Below are 18901 nucleotides of genomic sequence, written 5' to 3'. Positions count from 1 at the left end.
GGTTATGGTAAACATCATAGCTTTATCCTGGTTAAAAAACAGCCAAAAATTAATGAAATTAAACACCCGGGAAATCAGCAGCTTTTTTTATAGTCAGTATTTTTCTGATGGTTTGCGCATTTCTGCGGGGATCCTGTTACCATCGCTTTTGCTGATGGAATTTGGCATGTTTAACTTGGGCCTTACCCTTTCATTAGGCGCGCTTTGTATTTGTGTTATTGATAACCCTGGCCCGGTATTGCATAAACGTAATTCAATGGGTATTGGTAACCTTTGCCTGTTTATAGTGGCCGTTACCACCGGTTTTGCACGGCTTAATGTGTACACCCTGGGGTTAGAGATCACCTTGCTCTCCTTCCTGTTCAGCATGTTTATTGTTTATGGCAACCGTGCCGCGTCGGTTGGCACATCAAGTCTGCTCATTATGATATTCATGATGGATAAAGCACTCCCCGCTTCGGGGGTTATAGCTTACAGTGCAACTATCTTAGCAGGTGGCGTATGGTACATGATTTTTAGCCTGGTTTTCTTTGGCATCCGCCCCTATCGAGCAGCCCAGCAAACCCTGGGCGAAAATGTGGCAGACATAGCCAAGTTTTTACGTATTAAGGCCGAATTTTATAACCCCGACAGCGATATCGACGAAAACTACCGCAAACTGGTATCGCAACAGATCCAGGTAAGTCAGCACCAGGATGCTGTGCGCGAAATGCTTTTTAAAAGCCGTATAATGGTAAGGGAATCAACTCCGGCAAGCCGGATATTGGTATTAACATTTGTTGACCTGGTTGATATGTTTGAGCAAATCATGGCCACACATTATGATTACCAGCAAATACGGGATAAGTTTAAAGATACCGGTGTACTAAACGAGATTGCGCGCATTATCCATAACATGGCCGATGAATTAGATGATATTGCCTACATCGTTTTATCAAATACCCGCCACAGGCATGTAATGGATTTTAGTATCGAGCTTGAAAAATTAAAACTTAAGATAGACTCTATTGCCAAGGATCAGCAGGAAAACAGCACGCTGGTATTAAAAAAGGTGCTGATTAACCTGCGCAACTTAACCGAGGGCATCAACAATATTTACAGCTATTATAATTCAAAAACATCCCTCAAATCAACAGAAATTAAAGGCGAAGTGGAGTACTCGCAATTTGTAACCCACCAGGATTATACACCTCATATATTTTTTGACAACCTTACCCTTAGCTCGGGCGCATTTAAACACGCTTTACGCGTGGCAGTGGTTTGTTTGATCGGCTTTATTACGGCTAAAACAGTTGCGCAGGGCGGTCATAGCTATTGGGTGCTGCTAACTATCATTGTGATATTAAAACCCGGTTTCAGCCTGTCAAAACAGCGTAATTACCAAAGACTGATAGGCACTATTGGCGGCGGCGCCATAGGTATATTGATATTGAGCCTGATACCAGATACAACGGCACAGTTCATTTTCCTGATGATTTTTATGCTGGGCGCTTACAGTTTTCAGCGTTTAAACTACGTGGTAAGCGTAATTTTCATGACACCTTATGTGCTTATCCTGTTTAAGTTTTTAGGTGTAGGGCTTTTAAATGTGGCCCAGGAAAGGATCATTGATACTACCATAGGTTCGTCCATTGCGTTTATTGCCAGCTATCTTATTTTCCCAACCTGGGAGTTTGAAATGATTGAGGAAACATTACGCGAGGTTGTAAAAGCCAACATCAATTACCTGGTAACCATTGCCGACAGCATATCGGGTAAAATTATAGATACTACCGTTTACAAGCTGGCTCGCAAAGAGGTTTACGTAAAATCGGCCAACTTATCGGCCACGTTTGAACGAATGACATCAGAACCCAAAAGCAAGCAGCGCAATATTAAAGAAGTGCATAAGTTTGTGGTGCTCAATCATATTTTGTCGTCATATATCAGCACAGTGGCGTCCGGTTTGATAAAAAACACGCAACGCCCTCATCCCGAGGCGCTGAGGCTTATCAAAAAGAATATAGCGGTACTTAACGAGGTCAATAAAAAACTACACGGGACAGCTATTGAGTTCCATATTGGCAAAACTAATCCTGCCAGCGAAGCCGAGAAGCCGGAGCTTACTGCCGATGAATCTTTATTAAAAGAACAATTGGGCTTTATTAATAAAATAAGCTATGACATTGCAAGGGTAACAGAAAACGTATTGAAATAAATGTGCAGGTGTTAGATTTCAGATGTGCAGATTATTTTTGCCGCTGGCCGGTATAGCGGAAGACGCAAATATGCGTCACTTAAAATGTAACATCAATATTTCAATGTACTGACAAACAAATCTTCCTATCCGAAGCTTTTATTTACATGTAATTTTAATAATTGATACTATGGAACAGCGTGAATTAGGTTCATCGGGCATAAAAACAGCACCACTGGTTTTTGGCGGCAATGTGTTTGGATGGACAGTTAAAGGCAACGATACGGCATTACTTTTAGATGCTTTTTTAGATGCGGGTTTTAATACTGTTGATACCGCCGATGTGTACTCAAAATGGGTGCCCGGTAACCAGGGCGGCGAATCGGAAACGGAAATTGGCAAATGGCTTAAGCAAAGCGGCAAGCGCGATAAAGTGATTATTGCTACCAAAGTTGGCGCCGAGTTAGCCGCCGATAAAAAGGGGCTTAAAAAAGACTACATTATTAAAGCCGTAGAAGACTCATTAAAACGATTACAGACCGATTATATTGATCTGTACCAATCCCACTTCGACGATCCCCAAACACCTGTTGAGGAAACACTGCAAGCGTTTGACCAGTTGATAAAAGATGGTAAGGTAAGGGCGATTGGCGCTTCAAATTTTTCCATTGAGCGACTACATGAATCTTTAAAGGTTAGTCGAGAAAAAGGCCTGACAAGCTACCAAACCCTGCAACCCGAATATAACCTGTTTGACAGGGAAAAATACGAAACCACTATTGAGCCATTCATTAAAGAACAAAAGCTGGGTGTTATCAGCTATTTTTCATTGGCAAGTGGCTTTTTAAGCGGCAAATACCGTTCAGAAGCTGATCTGGAAGGTAGTAACCGTGGCGCTATGGTTAAAAAATATCTTACCGACAGGGGCATGCGCATTTTACAGGCCCTTGATGAGGTAGCGGCACAATACAATACTAAGCCAGCCGCGGTTGCCTTAGCATGGTTAATTGCAAGGCCAACCGTAACAGCGCCAATTGTAAGCGCGACAAGTGTAAGCCAACTCCACGAACTTGCACAAGCTGCTTCTTTGCAATTAAGTAACGAGGTCATTGATAAGCTAACTGTAGCCAGCGCTTATTAATTAATTGTTAAAACAGCACGCTCAAAAGCATGCTGTTTTAATTTCTTCACCACCCGGCCCCGCTCCTGCCATCCTAATTAATTGCTTAATAATTAGCAAGAACACAAAGTTTAATTATTAAACAATTAACCCTGGTTATTTATCTGTTTGAACAGATAAATCGTTTTTTAATCAAAATTTTTCCTTAATTACCATATCCTTTTTGTCCATTAATACGTAAAGGCTATCTGTATAATTAACTTTTTATTTTAAATGGAAAAGCTAAAACGAATTATTGGTTATGGCGATCCAGCTTTATCGCTTGAGAATAAACTCTTTAATGCTGTTTCATTATTCATTGCATTAAACAGTATTATTTCCCTGGCAATTAATATTTCCCTGGGCTTCCCAATTGGCTTATTATTGGCTAATGTATTTATTCTCTCATTTTCAACCTTTGCTTATTACCAAAGCAGGTTCAGGGGTTATAAAGAAACTGTGGTTTATGTATACATCGGCATGGGCATCGCGGCCATTTTCCCCGGCTGGTTCTTCAACGGCGGTCTTCATGGCTCAACTACCCAGATAGGTATCTTCCTGATTGTATTGATCTCTTTATTAGTAAAGCAGCGTTATCACTATATTTTCATCAGTTTGCTAACAGGCGCTTTCCTCACTTGTTATTATTTAGAAAAAGCACATCCAGGTTGGATCAAGGGCGCGGCAGAAAAATCGGCCAATGAGCAGGACCTTATTTCATCGGCCATTATCAACATTATATTGGTTGGTTTATTGATAGGCTTTATCAAAAAAAGCCATGAAGCAGATAAACGAAGCCTGATAGAAAAAAGTGAAGAATTACAGCAATCGCAGGTTGAATTGCGCGCCTCAAAAGAGGAGGCCGAGGCGGCAGCATTTGCCAAATCGAACTTTTTGGCCAATATGAGCCATGAAATCCGTACCCCGCTCAATGGTATCATCGGTGCATCACAATTGCTATCACGCTCTCCTCTTACCCACGAGCAAAGCGAACTGCTACAAACATTGCAATCAAGTGGGCACATCCTCATTAATATCATTAGCGATATCCTGGATATTTCAAAAATAGAGGCCGATAAGCTGACAATAACCCCGGTTACTACCAACATCAGGCATTGCGTTAAAACCATCATTGATATCAGCATGCCCGGCATCACCAGCCAGCATAAGCCTATCATTCTGAGTTATAATATTGACAACAATGTAGCGGAGTTTGTTAAGGTAGATGAAGGCCGGGTGCAGCAAATTTTAGTAAACCTGGTAGGCAATGCCATAAAGTTTACTGATGAGGGTAATGTAACGGTAACCGTAAAGGGATCTGAAATAAAAGATGGCATCCAAAATATAAGCTTTCATGTAAAAGACGATGGCATTGGTATTAGTCAGGAATCATTAACGCAATTGTTTAAACCGTTTACGCAGGTAAACACAACGGCGCTGCGCAAATATGGCGGCACCGGGCTTGGTTTATCTATTTGTAAAAAACTGGTGGAGCTGATGAATGGCAAGATTTGGGCCATTAGCAAGGAAGCCCAGGGATCGTTGTTCATTTTCACGCTGCCATTACAGGTAACTGATCTTGAAAGCACTCCGCAACTCGCGCCGGATAACAAAGAAACCTTTAAATATCGTCCTTTAAAAATCCTTTTAGCCGAGGACAACAAAATGAACCAATTGATAGCCTGCAAGATATTTAAAAAAGTAGGCTATAATATTGATATTGCCGAAAATGGGCTGGATGCCATCAACATGCTTGATAAGCAGCAGTACGACCTTGTTTTTATGGACATCCAAATGCCCGAAATGGATGGCCTGCAAGCTACCCGTAACATTATCAGGAAATATGGCAAAAGCGCACCTCCCATTATTGCCATGACCGCCAACGTTTTAAGCGAAGATGAAAATGAATGTGCCATGGCCGGCATGAAAGATTTTGTAAGCAAGCCTTTTACATTTGAACGCCTGGAAAACGTAATTCAGAAATGGGCAAAACTTTAATAATACCCATTTGCATAATCAGTAAATAGTACCATTCATTATAGTAATAATACCATTAAACAAATGGTATAGTATGTAATTTTGGTACATGATACAAAACATTCCGGTTTATGATATTTGCTCTCTGTCTGATATCAGGCAGGATGACCTGTTAGTGAGCCGGTTTGCACCCTACCTCGATTCACACAAAAAGCTTTTTTTTCCGCACAAACACTCTTTTTATCATTTGGTATTATTTACCGAAGGCAGTGGCAGTCATACTATAGATTTTGAAAGCTTTACTGTAAAACCGGGGCAAATCTATTTTATGATACCCGGGCAGGTACATTCCTGGCATTTTAAGGGATTTACAGATGGTTATATCATTAACTTTTCTGAGGCTTTTATCCAATCCTTTATATTACAGCCGGGATATTTACATAATTTTTCATTCTTCAGTGGCAGTTTGCAGGATGCAGTGATCGATCTTCCAAAAGAAAGTTTTGAAATAGTCAGATCGATACTGGAAAACATATTAATTGAAGTTGTAAAACCTGCTGTTGCCGGCAGTGATATGGTGCGCCTGCTCATGCTGCAGCTATTTATCCACATTAACCGGTTAAATGCCAATCCCGATGTTAGTATCAAGCCTACCTATAACCAAACATTGTTAAAAAATTACCAAAATCTAATAGAGCAGCATTATGCCGATATCAAATTGCCAAAAGATTATGCCGAACTATTATACATTACCCCAAACCACCTCAACGCGGTTTGTAAAGATTTGGTTGGTCTATCGGCTGGAGAGTTGATTCGCAACCGTACTTTGCTTGAAGCTAAACGGATGCTGGTAAACCCCGGGCTTAGCATTAGCGAGATAGCTCTTAAACTCAATTTTAGCGATAACTCCTACTTTACCAAATTTTTCAAAAAAGCAGAAGGCATTAACCCCGAGGAATTTCGAAAACAAGCTTTAAAACATTAAAATTATGGATACGATAATGGAAAATAAAGAATACAAACTGGCAGCATGGCCCGCTATAGTGCACGCCAAATGCCCCCGCTGTCGTCGTGGCGATTTGTTCATCAACGGCATGTATGGTTTTAAGGGACAGGAGATGCACAAAACCTGTTCACATTGTGGCTTAACCTATGAGCGCGAACCTGGTTATTTTTATGTAGCTATGTTTGTAAGCTACGCGTTAAACGTAGCAGAAATGGTTACCCTTGCTGTTGCCATTCACGTTTTGACGGGCAGTAATAACCCATGGGTGTATTGCGGTATCATTTTGGCGGTAGCGGTAGTGTTATCTCCGTTTAATTTCAGGTATTCAAGAGTGGTGTTGCTGCATTGGCTTACCCCAGGCTTGCATTACCATCCCGAAATGAGCAAGGATAATTTATAAAAGCGGTTAAACCAAGTACCCGGCTTTCTGTCAAAATTACAACAGTTCACATTTACCGGAACTTAATTTTTTTTGAGTCATGAAAGCGAAAATAAACACTATAAAAACCGATATGTACAAGGTATTTGTACTTGGTAACGCCGATAACGTACAATTAGCAAAAGCATACTTTTTATTAGCCATCCCCCTTTTAACTGTATTTTTTGCTTTCGGGCATTTTAAATATTAGGCATTTAACCAGTTATAAAAAACAAGGCAGCCCTTACATTGCTGTAATGGCTGCTTGCAACTGTTCCCTAACTAAATTAAACTAACTATTAACTGACTTATTTGAACTTTTTGGGCAATTGTAATTGGTTCACAGCCATTTGAAACTGGTGCAAATAACCTCCGGTTTTATAAATACCGGTTTTCTCAAATTCAAACCCTACAACAGGTTGTAAAGCAGCAATTTCTTTTAAACTGGTTAGCATGAACGGATTGGTTTGACTAACCGCTACAGTAGTATCGTCAGCCGTGCTTTTGCTGTCTGTTTCCGGCGATGTAAATTCATCTGTTTGTGGTTGACTTTGCGGATCTGATGCGAACATATTGGCGCAGGCCACCAATATGAGTGAGGCACACACAAAGAATAAAAAATGGTAAAAAAGTTTCATAGCGATAGGGGTATTAAGTGTGGACTTAGGTATTAAGTAAATGTTATATCAAAGATACATGTTGATCTTTAAAAAACATACGGGGATTTCACCTAAAATCATGCGTATTTTTACGCGATTTTCAAGAAAGTTAGGATTTAATTGAAATTATTTTTGCTAAAATGAAGGATAATTAAATTTAAGGTAACTAAAATTCAATTCAATCTGACCGGAGTTCTCCTGCCAACTGCTATCTAAAAACTGTTAACTACCTATACCCGGCTGCCTGCAAATCAAAAAGCTCGGCATAGCGGCCACCTTTTTGTAGTAGTTCTTCGTGGCTGCCAATTTCTATTAACTCGCCTTTTTCTAAAACCAATATCCTATCAGCCATACGTACTGTACTAAAACGATGCGAAATCAGTACAGCCGACCGGCCTTTGGTTAATTCGGCAAAGCGTTCAAAAACATTAAATTCGGCCCGGGCGTCAAGTGCCGACGTTGGTTCGTCTAATATTAAAAGTTGCGCATCACGCATATAGGCACGGGCCAGCGCTACTTTTTGCCATTCTCCCCCCGATAATTCAACTCCATCGGCAAATCGCTTTCCTAATTGCTGATCGTAAGCCCCGGGTAATTTGGCCGCCAATACATCAGCAAGGCTTTGGCGCGCAGAGTTTTCAATTAGTGGCCGGTTATCGGCCTCGCTTATTTTGCCTACGGCGATATTTTGAGCAAAACTCATTTGGTACCGCAAATAATCCTGAAAAATTATGCCAACGTTCATTCTCAGATCGGCAAGATCATACTCACGCAGATCTATCCCATCCAGCAGGATTCGCCCTTCAGTTGGATCGTATAAACGCGATAGTAATTTAACAAGCGTGGTTTTGCCTGCACCGTTCTCCCCCGCCAACGCCAGCTTTTCACCCGGATAAAGGGTAAAATTCAAATGCCGGTTAGCCCATCTTTCGGAATTAATGTATTTAAAACCAACATCTTCAAAGGTAAAGCCATGTTGTATTACTTTAGGGAAGGACAGCGCATTTGCCGCCATTTTTATTTTAGGTTCGATCTCAAAAAACTCAAAAAAGTCCCGCAGGTATATAGCACCTTGTGATACAGCCGTAAAACGGGTTAAAATACCTTCTAACAAAGCCCGCAACTGGCGGAATGAACCGGCAAGAAAGGCCAGTTCGCCAATAGTAACACTACCGTTTACCGCTCTGTAAATGATCACTACATAAGCTCCGTAATATCCTAAACTGCCCAACATGGCAAAAAATGTACCCCACAATGATCGTTTGATTGCCAGGCGTTTATTATCGCCATAAAACTTATCTGAAAGTTCTTTAAAACGACTAATAATAAACCCCGAAAGATCGAAGATCTTTACCTCTTTAGCCGTTTCATCACTGGCCCCCAGGTAGCGGATATAATCAAGTTCCCGTCGCTCTGGTGTTTGCCCACGGGTGAGAGCGTAACTACGATCATTAAAGTACGATTCGCCTAAAAAAGCCGGAATAATAGCTATCAGAAGTAAAATTATCAACCAGGGGTTAAAAGCCATCAAACCAACAGCTAAAAAACCCATGGTGATCAAATCCTGTACCTGGCTCATCACCTGCGACAGCAATATAGTGCGACCTATGGTTTGCTGGCGCGCCCGCTCCAGTTTATCATAAAACACCGAATCTTCAAATTGGTCAAGATCCAGCGTTGCAGCGTGTGCCATAATCTTTACCGAGGTGTGGTTACTAAACAAATCGCCAAGCAAGCTATCCATCAGCGTAATAGCACGGCTCAAAGCATCAGTAAGTATTGCCAGCGCAAACTCCAGTCCAACCAGTTCCCAAAGCAGGGTTAAATCCTTAACAGGTGCGTGGCTTATCAAAACCACCCTATCGATGATCAGCTTGCCCACATACAATAACCCAAGGGGCATAGCAGAGCGCGCAATTCGCAGCAACGCGTTAACCGCCGTCATCCAGTGGTTAGTTTGCCATACCAGTTTAAAAAAAGCCGGCAAATTTTTAAGGGCTTCAAATCGTTCCTTTAAGGTAACCTGGTTGATTGTATTTTTTGGTGGGCGGCTGGTATCCAATATTTAAACACATTAGTGAACAACTAACGCAAAACTAAATAAATAGCAGGCCATTAGTTTACAATAGCAATAACACGGGGGTTATTTTACATTATTGGGTGATTTCAAAAGAGTTTCTAAGTGTCACGTTGTGATTTTGTTAGATAAATACCCTTGTACGAAAGCAGATATAACTTTCCCACAACGGTATAAAAACCACAAGGCTATTCACCCTTTTATTCATAATCTGGTCTTATAGGCAATCATATAATAAAACGGATACTCAGAACTTAGAAACCATCGCTGAGGTTAACCTGTGTTCCTGTTTTATTCCCTGATAACCAATTAAATCAAAAAATATTGTGAAAATCAAAACTGCTATTTTTAAGCTGGATAGCCTGTGCAAATCAGGACTGTTAGCTTTGGGCATAATGGCTTCGCCGTACGTTTCTGCACAAACCACAAGTGCAAGTAACTACTTTGTTGCCCAGCCTATTCCGGATAGGACAGTGCCATTTAGAGTTACGGATGCAGGGGTTTCCAAACCAATTACGTTTGGATTAGATTTGGCATGGCTCAGTGAAGTAAATGTTAGACGGGGAGTAGCCTTTATGGGTGCTGACCGGGTGGGTTTGGTGCGATCATCGTTCACGCCAACTTCCGCATTGGTAAATGGCGACCTTGCACCCGCCGAACTGGCCACGCTTAATCAACGAATAAATATAATTAATACCTGGCTGGGCACAAATACCAAAGTGGTGTTAAATGACGACAACCCCAGCGTTGATGCATCGTTTATGGGCAATGCCGCTAATTGGGCAAAACTGATAGATGTAACTACCAAACGGCACCAGGATGCCGGACGCACCGTAGTAACCGTTTCGCCATTTAATGAGCCGGATAATCCATTAAGCCAACAAGGTACAGTTAACGATTTTTATAATATTGCCGGCTTGTTGAAAAGTAATTCCCGCTTTACCAACATTCGTATCAGCGGGGGCAACACGCTTAATGACGACCAGGCCTTAATTTGGTACCTCCCTTTAAAAGATAAATTAGATGAAGGAAATACCCACCAGCTTGCCGGTAGTTTTGATAACTATGCCACTTTTCAACAAACCGTGAGAGCTAACAATAATTATGCAACTAATGATGAATTGCACAATGTAATGGAAGCGATGGTTGGTGTTGAATATGGTATGCAAGCCGGTATTTGGTGGGGCACCGCAGAGTATGCCCGGGGAGAGTTTGTAAAAGCCAGCGATGGCGTGCGGCTGGGATATGCCGAACACCGCCCAAACTGGACGGCGGCATCGGTTTACCGGGGGCTTGATGGCAAGGTACAGGCCTTTGCGGGCATGTCCGAACGGCAAGGGGTCACAACCACTTATCGTTTTGTTTCTAAAGATAAAGATGTGTACTACAATGGCATTGGCCCGCAACGTGAATACACCATGGTAATGCCAGGGGGCGCTCCCGGCAGTTACCAAAATGGACAAACCAATGCCGAAAGAGTGGTAAATGTAACCTGGGGCGAGGATATTCAACCTGTTATCAACGGGCGTTATGTGTTGGTGAACCGCAATAGCGGTAAAGTGCTGCAAGTTGCAGGAGGTGGCACGGTAGCAGGTACCAATCTGGTGCAGGCAACCAGCACGGGGGCAGCTTATCAACAATGGGATGTAACCCCGGTAGATTCAAGGATAGGCGGCGACTTCAGTTACTTTTCACTTATTAATGTAAACAGTAGTAAAGCGGCAGACCTTTTGAACTTTTCACTGGACAATGGTGCTACCATTGACGCATGGGATGATAATAAAAATGCTGCCCAGCAATGGTATCTGGAATATGCCCAGGATGGCTGGTTCTATATCCGTAGTCGTCAGAGTGCAAAATGTATCGATGTATCTGGCGGTAGCACCGCCGATGGGGCAAACATCTGTCAGTGGGACAAAACAGCATCTACCGACCAACAATGGCGTTTTTTACCTGTTGGTGCAGCGGTAGAATTTATTGCGCCCGCTACCCCAACTAATTTTGTTGCCAAGACAAACGCCGAATCTGTATTGTTGAACTGGACTGCCAGCCCTGACAAAGACGTTGCAGGATATAATATTTATCGTTCAGGAACCGCAGGAGGTACTTATACTACCATTGCACGCAACATAACTTCAACCTCTTTTGTGGATAATACCACCACCATAACAGGTACGTATTTTTATAAAATCAAAGCGGTGGATAAATCTTTGAATAGTTCTGCTTATTCAAACGAAGTTTCGGCTACTACAACCGGCGCTAAAAGCCTTGTAACTCAACTCTCATTTGATGGAAATACCATTGATAGCACGATTAACCTGAACCATGGGGCACCGTATGGAGGGGTTTCATTCGTTTCGGGCAAGGTTAGTAAACAGGCTATCGCGCTTAACGGCACAAATGCCTTCGTACAACTACCTGCAACATTGGCAAATCAGCAAAAGATCACCATTGCCGCGTGGGTGTATTGGAACGGAGGTTCTGCCGGGCAACGCATTTTCGATTTTGGGAACGACCAGGATCAATATATGTTTTTAACACCAAATTCAGGGGCGGGGTTGCGCTTTGCCATTAAGAATAGCGGGACAGAACAAGGTTTAGAAGCACCGGCGTTGCCTTCGGGCGTATGGTCTCATGTGGCTGTAACCTTAGATTCGACTGGCGTAATTATATATGTCAATGGCGTACAGGTGGCTGCCTCTACCGCAATCACCACACGTCCATTGGATTTTAAACCAATATTGAACTACATTGGTCGCAGTCAATATGCTGATCCATTGTTCAATGGTACTATCAACGATTTCAGAGTGTACAACTATGCCTTGCCTCCCAACGAAATTACTCAGTTGACAGGAGGGCTTCAAATCATTACGTTTAACGCCATTTCCAGAAAAAAGGAGGGCGACGCGGATTTTGATGCCGGCGCGACCGCAAGTTCGGGTTTACCGGTAACTTATACCAGCGGCGACAGCACTGTTGCAACTATAGTTAATGGGAAAATACATGTAGTTGGCCCGGGAACAAGTGTAATTACCGCATCGCAGGCGGGCAACAAAATCTATACCGCGGCAAGCCCTGTTAACCAAACATTATTTGTATCGCTACCAGTAACAAACTTTAGCATATCAGTAACAAGCGCAAGCTGTAAAGGGAAAAATAATGGATCGATAAATATCAAAGCGGCCAAATCTTTAAATTATACCGCCGCTATTACAGTAAATAATAGTGTAACCACGTCCTATCAATTTACTGATTCCTTGCAGGTACAAAATTTATCGGCAGGAAATTATGGTGTTTGTATAACAATAGCCGCACAACCCGACTATATACGATGTAACAACGTGGTAGTTACCGAGCCGAAAGACCTATCGGTTTATTCAACGGTAAATAAAAGCACCAATAGCATAAGTTTAAATTTACAGGGCGGTGCCAGCTACAATGTAAATTTAAATGGTGTGTTGTACGCTACAACAGAAAATCAGATAACCCTGTCCCTGTCAAAAGGAATGAATAATCTGACAGTTAGCACCGACAAGGAATGCCAGGGCATTATTCAGAAAGACATCATCGTTTCAAACAAGGTATTGATTTACCCCAATCCTTTTGAAAGTACGTTAAACCTGAGTATTGGTAATGATGTTATTAACAAGGCCATTATTCAAATCAGTAGCGTAAAAACCGGGCAGGTACTTTATGCTGCGCAATATTCAAACCAATCGGGCATAATCGCTTTAGATCTATCCAGTCTTAGCAGCGGCGTGTATATCCTTAAGGTGTCATTAGATAATTCAGAAACGCTATATAAAATAATAAAAAATGAAAAGTAAATTATTAATAGCAGTATTGTTTTTAATAGTGACGGCCTGCGGAAAAAAGAATTCTCCAACGCCTGCTCCGGATTTAACGCCAGGTAAAGCAGTTTTGACACTTCCGAAGCAGAATGAGGCCTGTATAAGCGGAACAATTATTTCTTCTACTCAAAGCTCTGTTTTGTTTACATGGGTAGCTTCTAACAATGTCGATAGTTATGACTTAAACCTCAAGAACCTTTTGACTGGGGGTACCACATCACAAACTACAAGCACTACACAACTGCAAATAACTCTATCCAGAAACACGCCATATTCGTGGTATATCGTATCCAAATCAAGCAAATCGGCTACCACGGCACAAAGCGATACCTGGAAATTTTACAATGCGGGTGTCGGTGCTGTATCGTATGCTCCTTACCCGGCAGATGCTGTTGCTCCTGCTATTGGTCAAAATGTCGCGGCTCCGGCTGGTACTGTTAACCTGAGCTGGAAAGGCAGTTCTGTCGACGGTAATATTATAAGCTATGATGTATACTTCGGTACCAGTACATCACCAGTTGTGTTAAAAACCAACGTTACCGATAGTTTCTATAATAATGTTAGTGTGATATCGGGATCTCAATATTATTGGAAAATTGTAACGAAAGACGCCAACGGCAATACTTCTTATTCCGACCTGTTTCAATTTAAAGTGAACTAAATTTTGTTAGCCTTGATATGCCAATTTCTGACCGCTTTAGCGCAAATGCTGTTTGCCCGTTTACGGGTTCGATCATCATACGCGTTTCTAAAAGTGCCTCCATACAAGCTGCTGTGTATCCACATTTTATTAAACTACTCTCCAAATAAAAACGGCTGTCGTTTCGAAACCAGGAGCGGGATTGTACACCGCAGGAAAGGAGAAACTATCTCTTGAGCGCAGCGAAAAATCCTGTAAAAGCGAACATTCGACCATGTCAGGCGTATAGGATTTCTCCTCGCCCCTCACTTTTCCCCGCGCTTGCTCGTCGAAATGACATTTTTCTTTATTAAATTATTAAAAAAGATGTACGTACACGGTGGCCATACAAGGTTGTAGCACCTATCCTTTACGTTTTTGTTAAGGCGTTTGTCATTTTCTACTTCACAGGCCACCGCTTTTTAAAACCCGTAATGACGATTCTTTTTGTTTTTAAACAGCTTTGAAGGATTACTTCAACCCAAAGATTTACCAATATCACATAAAGCATAGTGGTACATCCTTTTTTATTACTTTTGCCGCCAGTATGGATAGTTCACTAAAAAACAAATTCGATAGTATAATTTTTGACCTGGATGGCACCCTTTGGGATAGCACCGCAAACGTGGCCCTGGCCTGGCAGAATGCCATTTCAAAAGTTGACTATTTGAATGAAGAAATGACTGTTGAACGTGTAAGATCGATTACCGGTATGACTTATGATTCCATTTTTGACAAGCTTTTCCCCTCGCTTGATGCCGATCAGCGTAAAGAGGTACAAACGCTATGTGGAATCAGCGAACTGGAGATATTACACACCAGGGGCGGCGAACTTTATCCGGAGTTAGAAGAAACTCTTAAGTACCTTGGCACAAAATACAAACTATACATAGTAAGCAATTGCCAAAGCGGTTATATTGAGGTGTTTTTGGATTTGAATAATATGCATCCCCACTTTTTAGGCCACCAATGTTTTGGCACCAAGGGCAATCCTAAGACCGATAATATTAAAGATATTGTAAACGACCATCAGCTTAAAGCACCTGTTTATGTAGGTGATACCATGGGCGATTACACATCGGCGACTAAAGCAGATGTCCCTTTTATTTTTGCGAGCTATGGCTTCGGTGTAGTACCTGATGGCATGGTTGCTACCATAGATAGCTTTAGCGAACTTATCGAATTACTGTAATTAAACCCTGCTCCTGTTTTTTACCCAGTTACTATTTGGGGATGTTATTGCTGTGGTTGCAGCTATTTTTTGCTCGCCCAGTAAGCGCTCCATTAATATGGCAGCAACCTTTGCCTCTTCAACGTTTCCGGTTTGCAATACCCCTGGTGTAAAATACTTTTTTACAAAATGGGTATCGAAATTCCCAGATGTAAAAGCCTCGTGCTGCATCACAAATTTACCAAAACCAAGGGTGGTAGCAATGCCGGTGATCTGGTATTCGTCTATAGCCCTTGTCATGCGTTCAATAGCTTCTGTGCGGTCTTTACCATAGGTAATCAACTTGGCTATCATAGGGTCGTAATAAATGGGGATCTCCATACCTTGTTCAAAACCGTCATCAACTCTTACACCCGCACCTTTGGGTGTAATATAAGTTTGTAAAGTGCCTATATCAGGTAGGAAATTATTAGCCGGATCCTCTGCATACACCCTTAATTCAATAGCATGCCCCCTCATCTCCAGGTCTTCCTGTTTAAAACTTATGGGTAAACCCCGCGCAATATTGATCTGTTCCTTAACCAGGTCAATACCGGTTATCAATTCGGTAACGGGATGCTCAACCTGCAGACGGGTATTCATCTCCAGGAAATAAAAATTGAGGTTATCATCCATAATAAATTCGACCGTACCGGCGCCTGTATAGTTTACAGAACGTGCCACATCAACAGCGCACCTGCCCATTTGCTTTCGAATTTGAGGGGTAAGTACTTTAGATGGTGCTTCCTCAATAACTTTTTGATGCCTGCGCTGTACGGAACAATCGCGTTCAAACAGGTGTACAATATTGCCATGGGTATCACCCAAAACCTGGATCTCGATATGGCGGGGCGATGACACGTACCGTTCAATAAAAACAGATCCATCGCCAAAGGCCGATGTAGCTTCTGATACGGCCAGTTGCATTTGCTCTTCAAAATCACCCGGGCCGTCAACAATACGCATGCCTTTTCCGCCGCCGCCTGCGGCGGCTTTTATCAAAATAGGAAACCCTACCTCAACGGCACGCTTTTTGGCCTCAGAAACATCGATAATTGCCTCCTCGGTACCCGGAACCATTGGAATGTTATATTTTAGCGCCGCGGCTTTTGCCGATAGCTTGTTGCCCATCACTTCCATAGCCTCTGGCGATGGGCCTATCAGTATTAAACCTGCTTCACGTACCTGTTTTGCAAACGCCGCGTTTTCACTAAGGAAGCCGTACCCGGGATGAATACCCTGTGCCCCGGTTTCAATACAGGCTGCTATAATTTTATCACTAACAAGATAGGATTGATTAGAAGGAGCTGCACCAATATGCACAGCCTCATCCGCGTAGCGTACGTGCAAGGCATCCCTATCTGCATCTGAATAAACGGCTACAGTTTTAATCCCCATTTCACGCGCCGAACGCATAACCCGTAAAGCTATTTCACCACGATTGGCAATCAGTATCTTTTGCATATAACAAATGTAATTGATTTACCAACCTGGCAATAGGATTTTTAGTTGGATAATAAAAAAGAAATGAAATGGCCTATTGCAGAATTACAATATTTTTACAGCTATGCCTTTCTATCTAAACGATACGTTTTACGGCTACAACGATAACAAACATAATGCTTAACAGGCAGCCAGGATAAAAAAGTTCTTACAAACAGGCCGCGCTTTATGCGGGATAAGCTACCTGCACAACCACGGCAACGCAATTCTTGTTGATTAGTAACAGGTTTTATTTGAACAATCTTATTGATACCTGTTTTTGTATCTAAATCGGCTGTCATAATATAGTTATTAATTAGGGGTACTATTTTTAAGCAAATTAACTATAAATCATGAATTTACAATGAACTTTTAATTAAGAGGCTAAAAAAATTACCATTACATTTTTTAGCCCTCTTTTTACCCATTAACAAAAAACGCCGTTAATTTAAAATTAACAGCGTTTCAAAAATTACGTACTAAGGTAAACTACTCCTTTTTATCTGGTGCCGGAGTACCTGCCGGCGGCGGTCCTGACTGACCAGCCGGGCCAGTGCCCGGAGGCGGAGGCATACCCGGACCACCCGGAGGAGGGCCACCCGGGCCACGACCTGCAGGTACAGTTACTTCTGGGTGCGCAGTGCCCCTATGACAGGTATTACAATTAACACCGGCCTTCAAAACCATTCCTAACGAATCTTTTTTAGCGTGAAAATATTTATCGTTGATCTTATCCATCATCTTGAACATATCGCGTGCCATTCCTTTTTCAGGTTTAGCATCGCTTGCCCAATCCATTTGCTTGGCAGCTTCATCACGTACATGGCAAAAATTGCAATGTACCCCCAATGAATGCTCCCACTCCTCCATCACTTCGTGAAGCTGATCTTTGGTAATACTTTTAGGCAATACTTTAAGGTTTTTCCAACCTTCATCAGCCGGTTTAGGTGTTGTAGAAGTCATGGCCCCAAGCACGACTACTGACATTAAACCCAGCGTGACCAACATTTTTTTGTTCATCAGCATAATTGTCATATTTAAGTCATCTAATGTAGATATTAAGTTTGAATGTTACAACTTTTAATTAGATGAACGCGAGGTAACTTTTCAGATACACTGATTAATAAAAACCGAACTAAACTACCTGCTTAACAGCTTTTCGCTGATAGCCCATAGTTTATCCCTTGCACCTGTATCAGTGGCTATTGCCGACGTTTTAGCCACTTTTTTCTTTTTAAAATAGCTACCGTTATATTTATCAAGCCGTGGAGCTGTTGCCAGGAATACCGTGGTTTCGGCACCTTGCTTTGCAGAAATCATGAAGAATGACCGCCCCAATCCTACCAATAGTTTTTTAAAACCTTTAAACCCGTTCCAAAACCCGGTGCTTACCACGCCAGGGTGTAGCGAAAAAGCAAGTATACCGGTGTTACCAAATTTTGAAGCCAATGATTGGGTAAAATAGATATTGAAAAGTTTATTCATGCCATAGGCTTTCCAGGCATTATAGGATTGCTCCCATTGCAAATCATCAAATTGCCGAACGCCCATTTTATGAGCTTCAGAACTTACATTGATGATACGCGCCTGCCCTTTTTGCAGCAACGGCATCAAAGAGTTGGTGAGCAAAAAATGGCCCAAATGATTGGTAGTAAAGGTCATTTCAAACCTATCCTTACTTAGCTCGCGCTGCTGAAAAACACCACCTGCATTGTTAATCAGTATATTGATGGCAAATAGCTTACCTGATAATTCGGCAATCGCATCTTTGACGCTCTGCAGATCGGCCAGATCGCATTTTACGATATAAATTTGAGTATTGCCAGTTTCCGTAATGAGCCGTTTTTTAAGCTCATCGCCTTTAATAATATTGCGCACCAGTAAATAAAGGGCATGCCCCTCTTTAGCCAATGCGAGGGCGGTTTCCTCGCCTATGCCCGATGTTGCACCTGTTATAACCGTTGTTTTTATTGCCATGAGGCCCCCTCCGCCCCCTGAAGGGGAAACTTTTTGATTTGCATATTGCAATAATACAACATTTTTAAACCCTCCCTCTTTAGGGGTTACTATGTGTACAGATCTTTTGAAATCGTATCACTAAACAAAATTGATGTCATTTCGAACGAACCAGCGGGGCATTGCGCGCCGGGGGTGAGGAGAAATCTTGTACAAGCGGACATTCGGCCTTGCGAGTTGTATAAGATTTC

General features: G+C 42.0%; 15 protein-coding genes. 9 read left to right on the top strand and 6 right to left on the bottom strand.

Features of this window, described 5'->3' with window-relative positions; translation table 11 throughout:
• Nucleotides 1–52 precede the first annotated feature (52 nt).
• The 6 genes from FHS10_RS05725 to FHS10_RS05700 all read left to right on the top strand — a co-directional run bounded on the left by FHS10_RS05725 (nucleotide 53) and on the right by FHS10_RS05700 (nucleotide 6947).
• Nucleotides 53–2197: an FUSC family membrane protein gene (locus FHS10_RS05725; protein ID WP_259088370.1), complete on the top strand. Its 2145-nt coding sequence runs from the start codon at nucleotides 53–55 to the stop codon at nucleotides 2195–2197.
• Nucleotides 2198–2366: 169 nt separating this feature from the next.
• The gene (locus FHS10_RS05720; RefSeq protein ID WP_259088369.1) at nucleotides 2367–3317 is read left to right on the top strand and encodes an aldo/keto reductase; all 951 of its coding nucleotides are present in this window, start codon (nucleotides 2367–2369) and stop codon (nucleotides 3315–3317) included.
• 252 nt (nucleotides 3318–3569) lie between these two features.
• On the top strand, nucleotides 3570–5333 hold the full coding sequence (locus tag FHS10_RS05715) for an ATP-binding protein (protein WP_259088368.1): 1764 nt from the start codon (nucleotides 3570–3572) through the stop codon (nucleotides 5331–5333).
• An 88-nt stretch (nucleotides 5334–5421) separates the two neighbouring features.
• Nucleotides 5422–6297: an AraC family transcriptional regulator gene (locus FHS10_RS05710; RefSeq protein ID WP_259088367.1), complete on the top strand. Its 876-nt coding sequence runs from the start codon at nucleotides 5422–5424 to the stop codon at nucleotides 6295–6297.
• Nucleotides 6298–6301: 4 nt separating this feature from the next.
• Complete coding sequence (locus FHS10_RS05705) at nucleotides 6302–6718, top strand: DUF983 domain-containing protein (RefSeq protein WP_259088366.1); 417 nt, start codon at nucleotides 6302–6304, stop codon at nucleotides 6716–6718.
• A gap of 79 nt (nucleotides 6719–6797) precedes the next feature.
• The gene (locus FHS10_RS05700; protein ID WP_259088365.1) at nucleotides 6798–6947 is read left to right on the top strand and encodes a hypothetical protein; all 150 of its coding nucleotides are present in this window, start codon (nucleotides 6798–6800) and stop codon (nucleotides 6945–6947) included.
• A 97-nt stretch (nucleotides 6948–7044) separates the two neighbouring features.
• On the opposite strand, the gene FHS10_RS05695 is transcribed toward FHS10_RS05700, so the two are convergent.
• Both FHS10_RS05695 and FHS10_RS05690 read right to left on the bottom strand, forming a co-directional pair.
• Nucleotides 7045–7374 (bottom strand): hypothetical protein, encoded by a 330-nt coding sequence (locus tag FHS10_RS05695; RefSeq protein ID WP_259088364.1) that lies wholly within the window; start codon nucleotides 7372–7374, stop codon nucleotides 7045–7047.
• Between the two features lie 247 nt (nucleotides 7375–7621).
• Complete coding sequence (locus tag FHS10_RS05690; protein ID WP_259088363.1) at nucleotides 7622–9457, bottom strand: ABC transporter ATP-binding protein; 1836 nt, start codon at nucleotides 9455–9457, stop codon at nucleotides 7622–7624.
• A gap of 341 nt (nucleotides 9458–9798) precedes the next feature.
• Between FHS10_RS05690 and FHS10_RS05685 the strand changes: the two genes are divergently transcribed.
• From FHS10_RS05685 to FHS10_RS05675, 3 genes are all read left to right on the top strand, one after another.
• Nucleotides 9799–13299: an RICIN domain-containing protein gene (locus FHS10_RS05685; protein WP_259088362.1), complete on the top strand. Its 3501-nt coding sequence runs from the start codon at nucleotides 9799–9801 to the stop codon at nucleotides 13297–13299.
• Nucleotides 13289–13984 (top strand): hypothetical protein, encoded by a 696-nt coding sequence (locus tag FHS10_RS05680; RefSeq protein WP_259088361.1) that lies wholly within the window; start codon nucleotides 13289–13291, stop codon nucleotides 13982–13984. The genes FHS10_RS05685 and FHS10_RS05680 overlap by 11 nt, the downstream gene beginning before the upstream one ends.
• Before the next feature lie 565 nt (nucleotides 13985–14549).
• Nucleotides 14550–15194, top strand: a complete 645-nt coding sequence (locus tag FHS10_RS05675; RefSeq protein ID WP_259088360.1) for an HAD family hydrolase — start codon at nucleotides 14550–14552, stop codon at nucleotides 15192–15194.
• Here FHS10_RS05675 and accC read toward each other — a convergent pair whose 3' ends face one another.
• From accC to FHS10_RS05655, 4 genes are all read right to left on the bottom strand, one after another.
• A complete protein-coding gene (gene accC, locus FHS10_RS05670) occupies nucleotides 15195–16676 on the bottom strand; it encodes an acetyl-CoA carboxylase biotin carboxylase subunit (RefSeq protein ID WP_259088359.1) in 1482 nt (493 codons plus the stop codon).
• A gap of 101 nt (nucleotides 16677–16777) precedes the next feature.
• Nucleotides 16778–16996 (bottom strand): hypothetical protein, encoded by a 219-nt coding sequence (locus FHS10_RS05665; RefSeq protein WP_259088358.1) that lies wholly within the window; start codon nucleotides 16994–16996, stop codon nucleotides 16778–16780.
• Between the two features lie 187 nt (nucleotides 16997–17183).
• Complete coding sequence (locus FHS10_RS05660) at nucleotides 17184–17714, bottom strand: c-type cytochrome (RefSeq protein ID WP_259088357.1); 531 nt, start codon at nucleotides 17712–17714, stop codon at nucleotides 17184–17186.
• 120 nt (nucleotides 17715–17834) lie between these two features.
• Nucleotides 17835–18671 carry an SDR family oxidoreductase gene (locus FHS10_RS05655; RefSeq protein WP_259088356.1) on the bottom strand — a complete coding sequence of 279 codons (837 nt, stop codon included), beginning with the start codon at nucleotides 18669–18671 and terminating at the stop codon, nucleotides 17835–17837.
• Nucleotides 18672–18901 lie beyond the last annotated feature (230 nt).

Source organism: Mucilaginibacter dorajii (assembly GCF_024808255.1).
GTDB lineage: Bacteria > Bacteroidota > Bacteroidia > Sphingobacteriales > Sphingobacteriaceae > Mucilaginibacter > Mucilaginibacter dorajii.
This window is presented reverse-complemented; position numbering and strand designations above follow the sequence as displayed.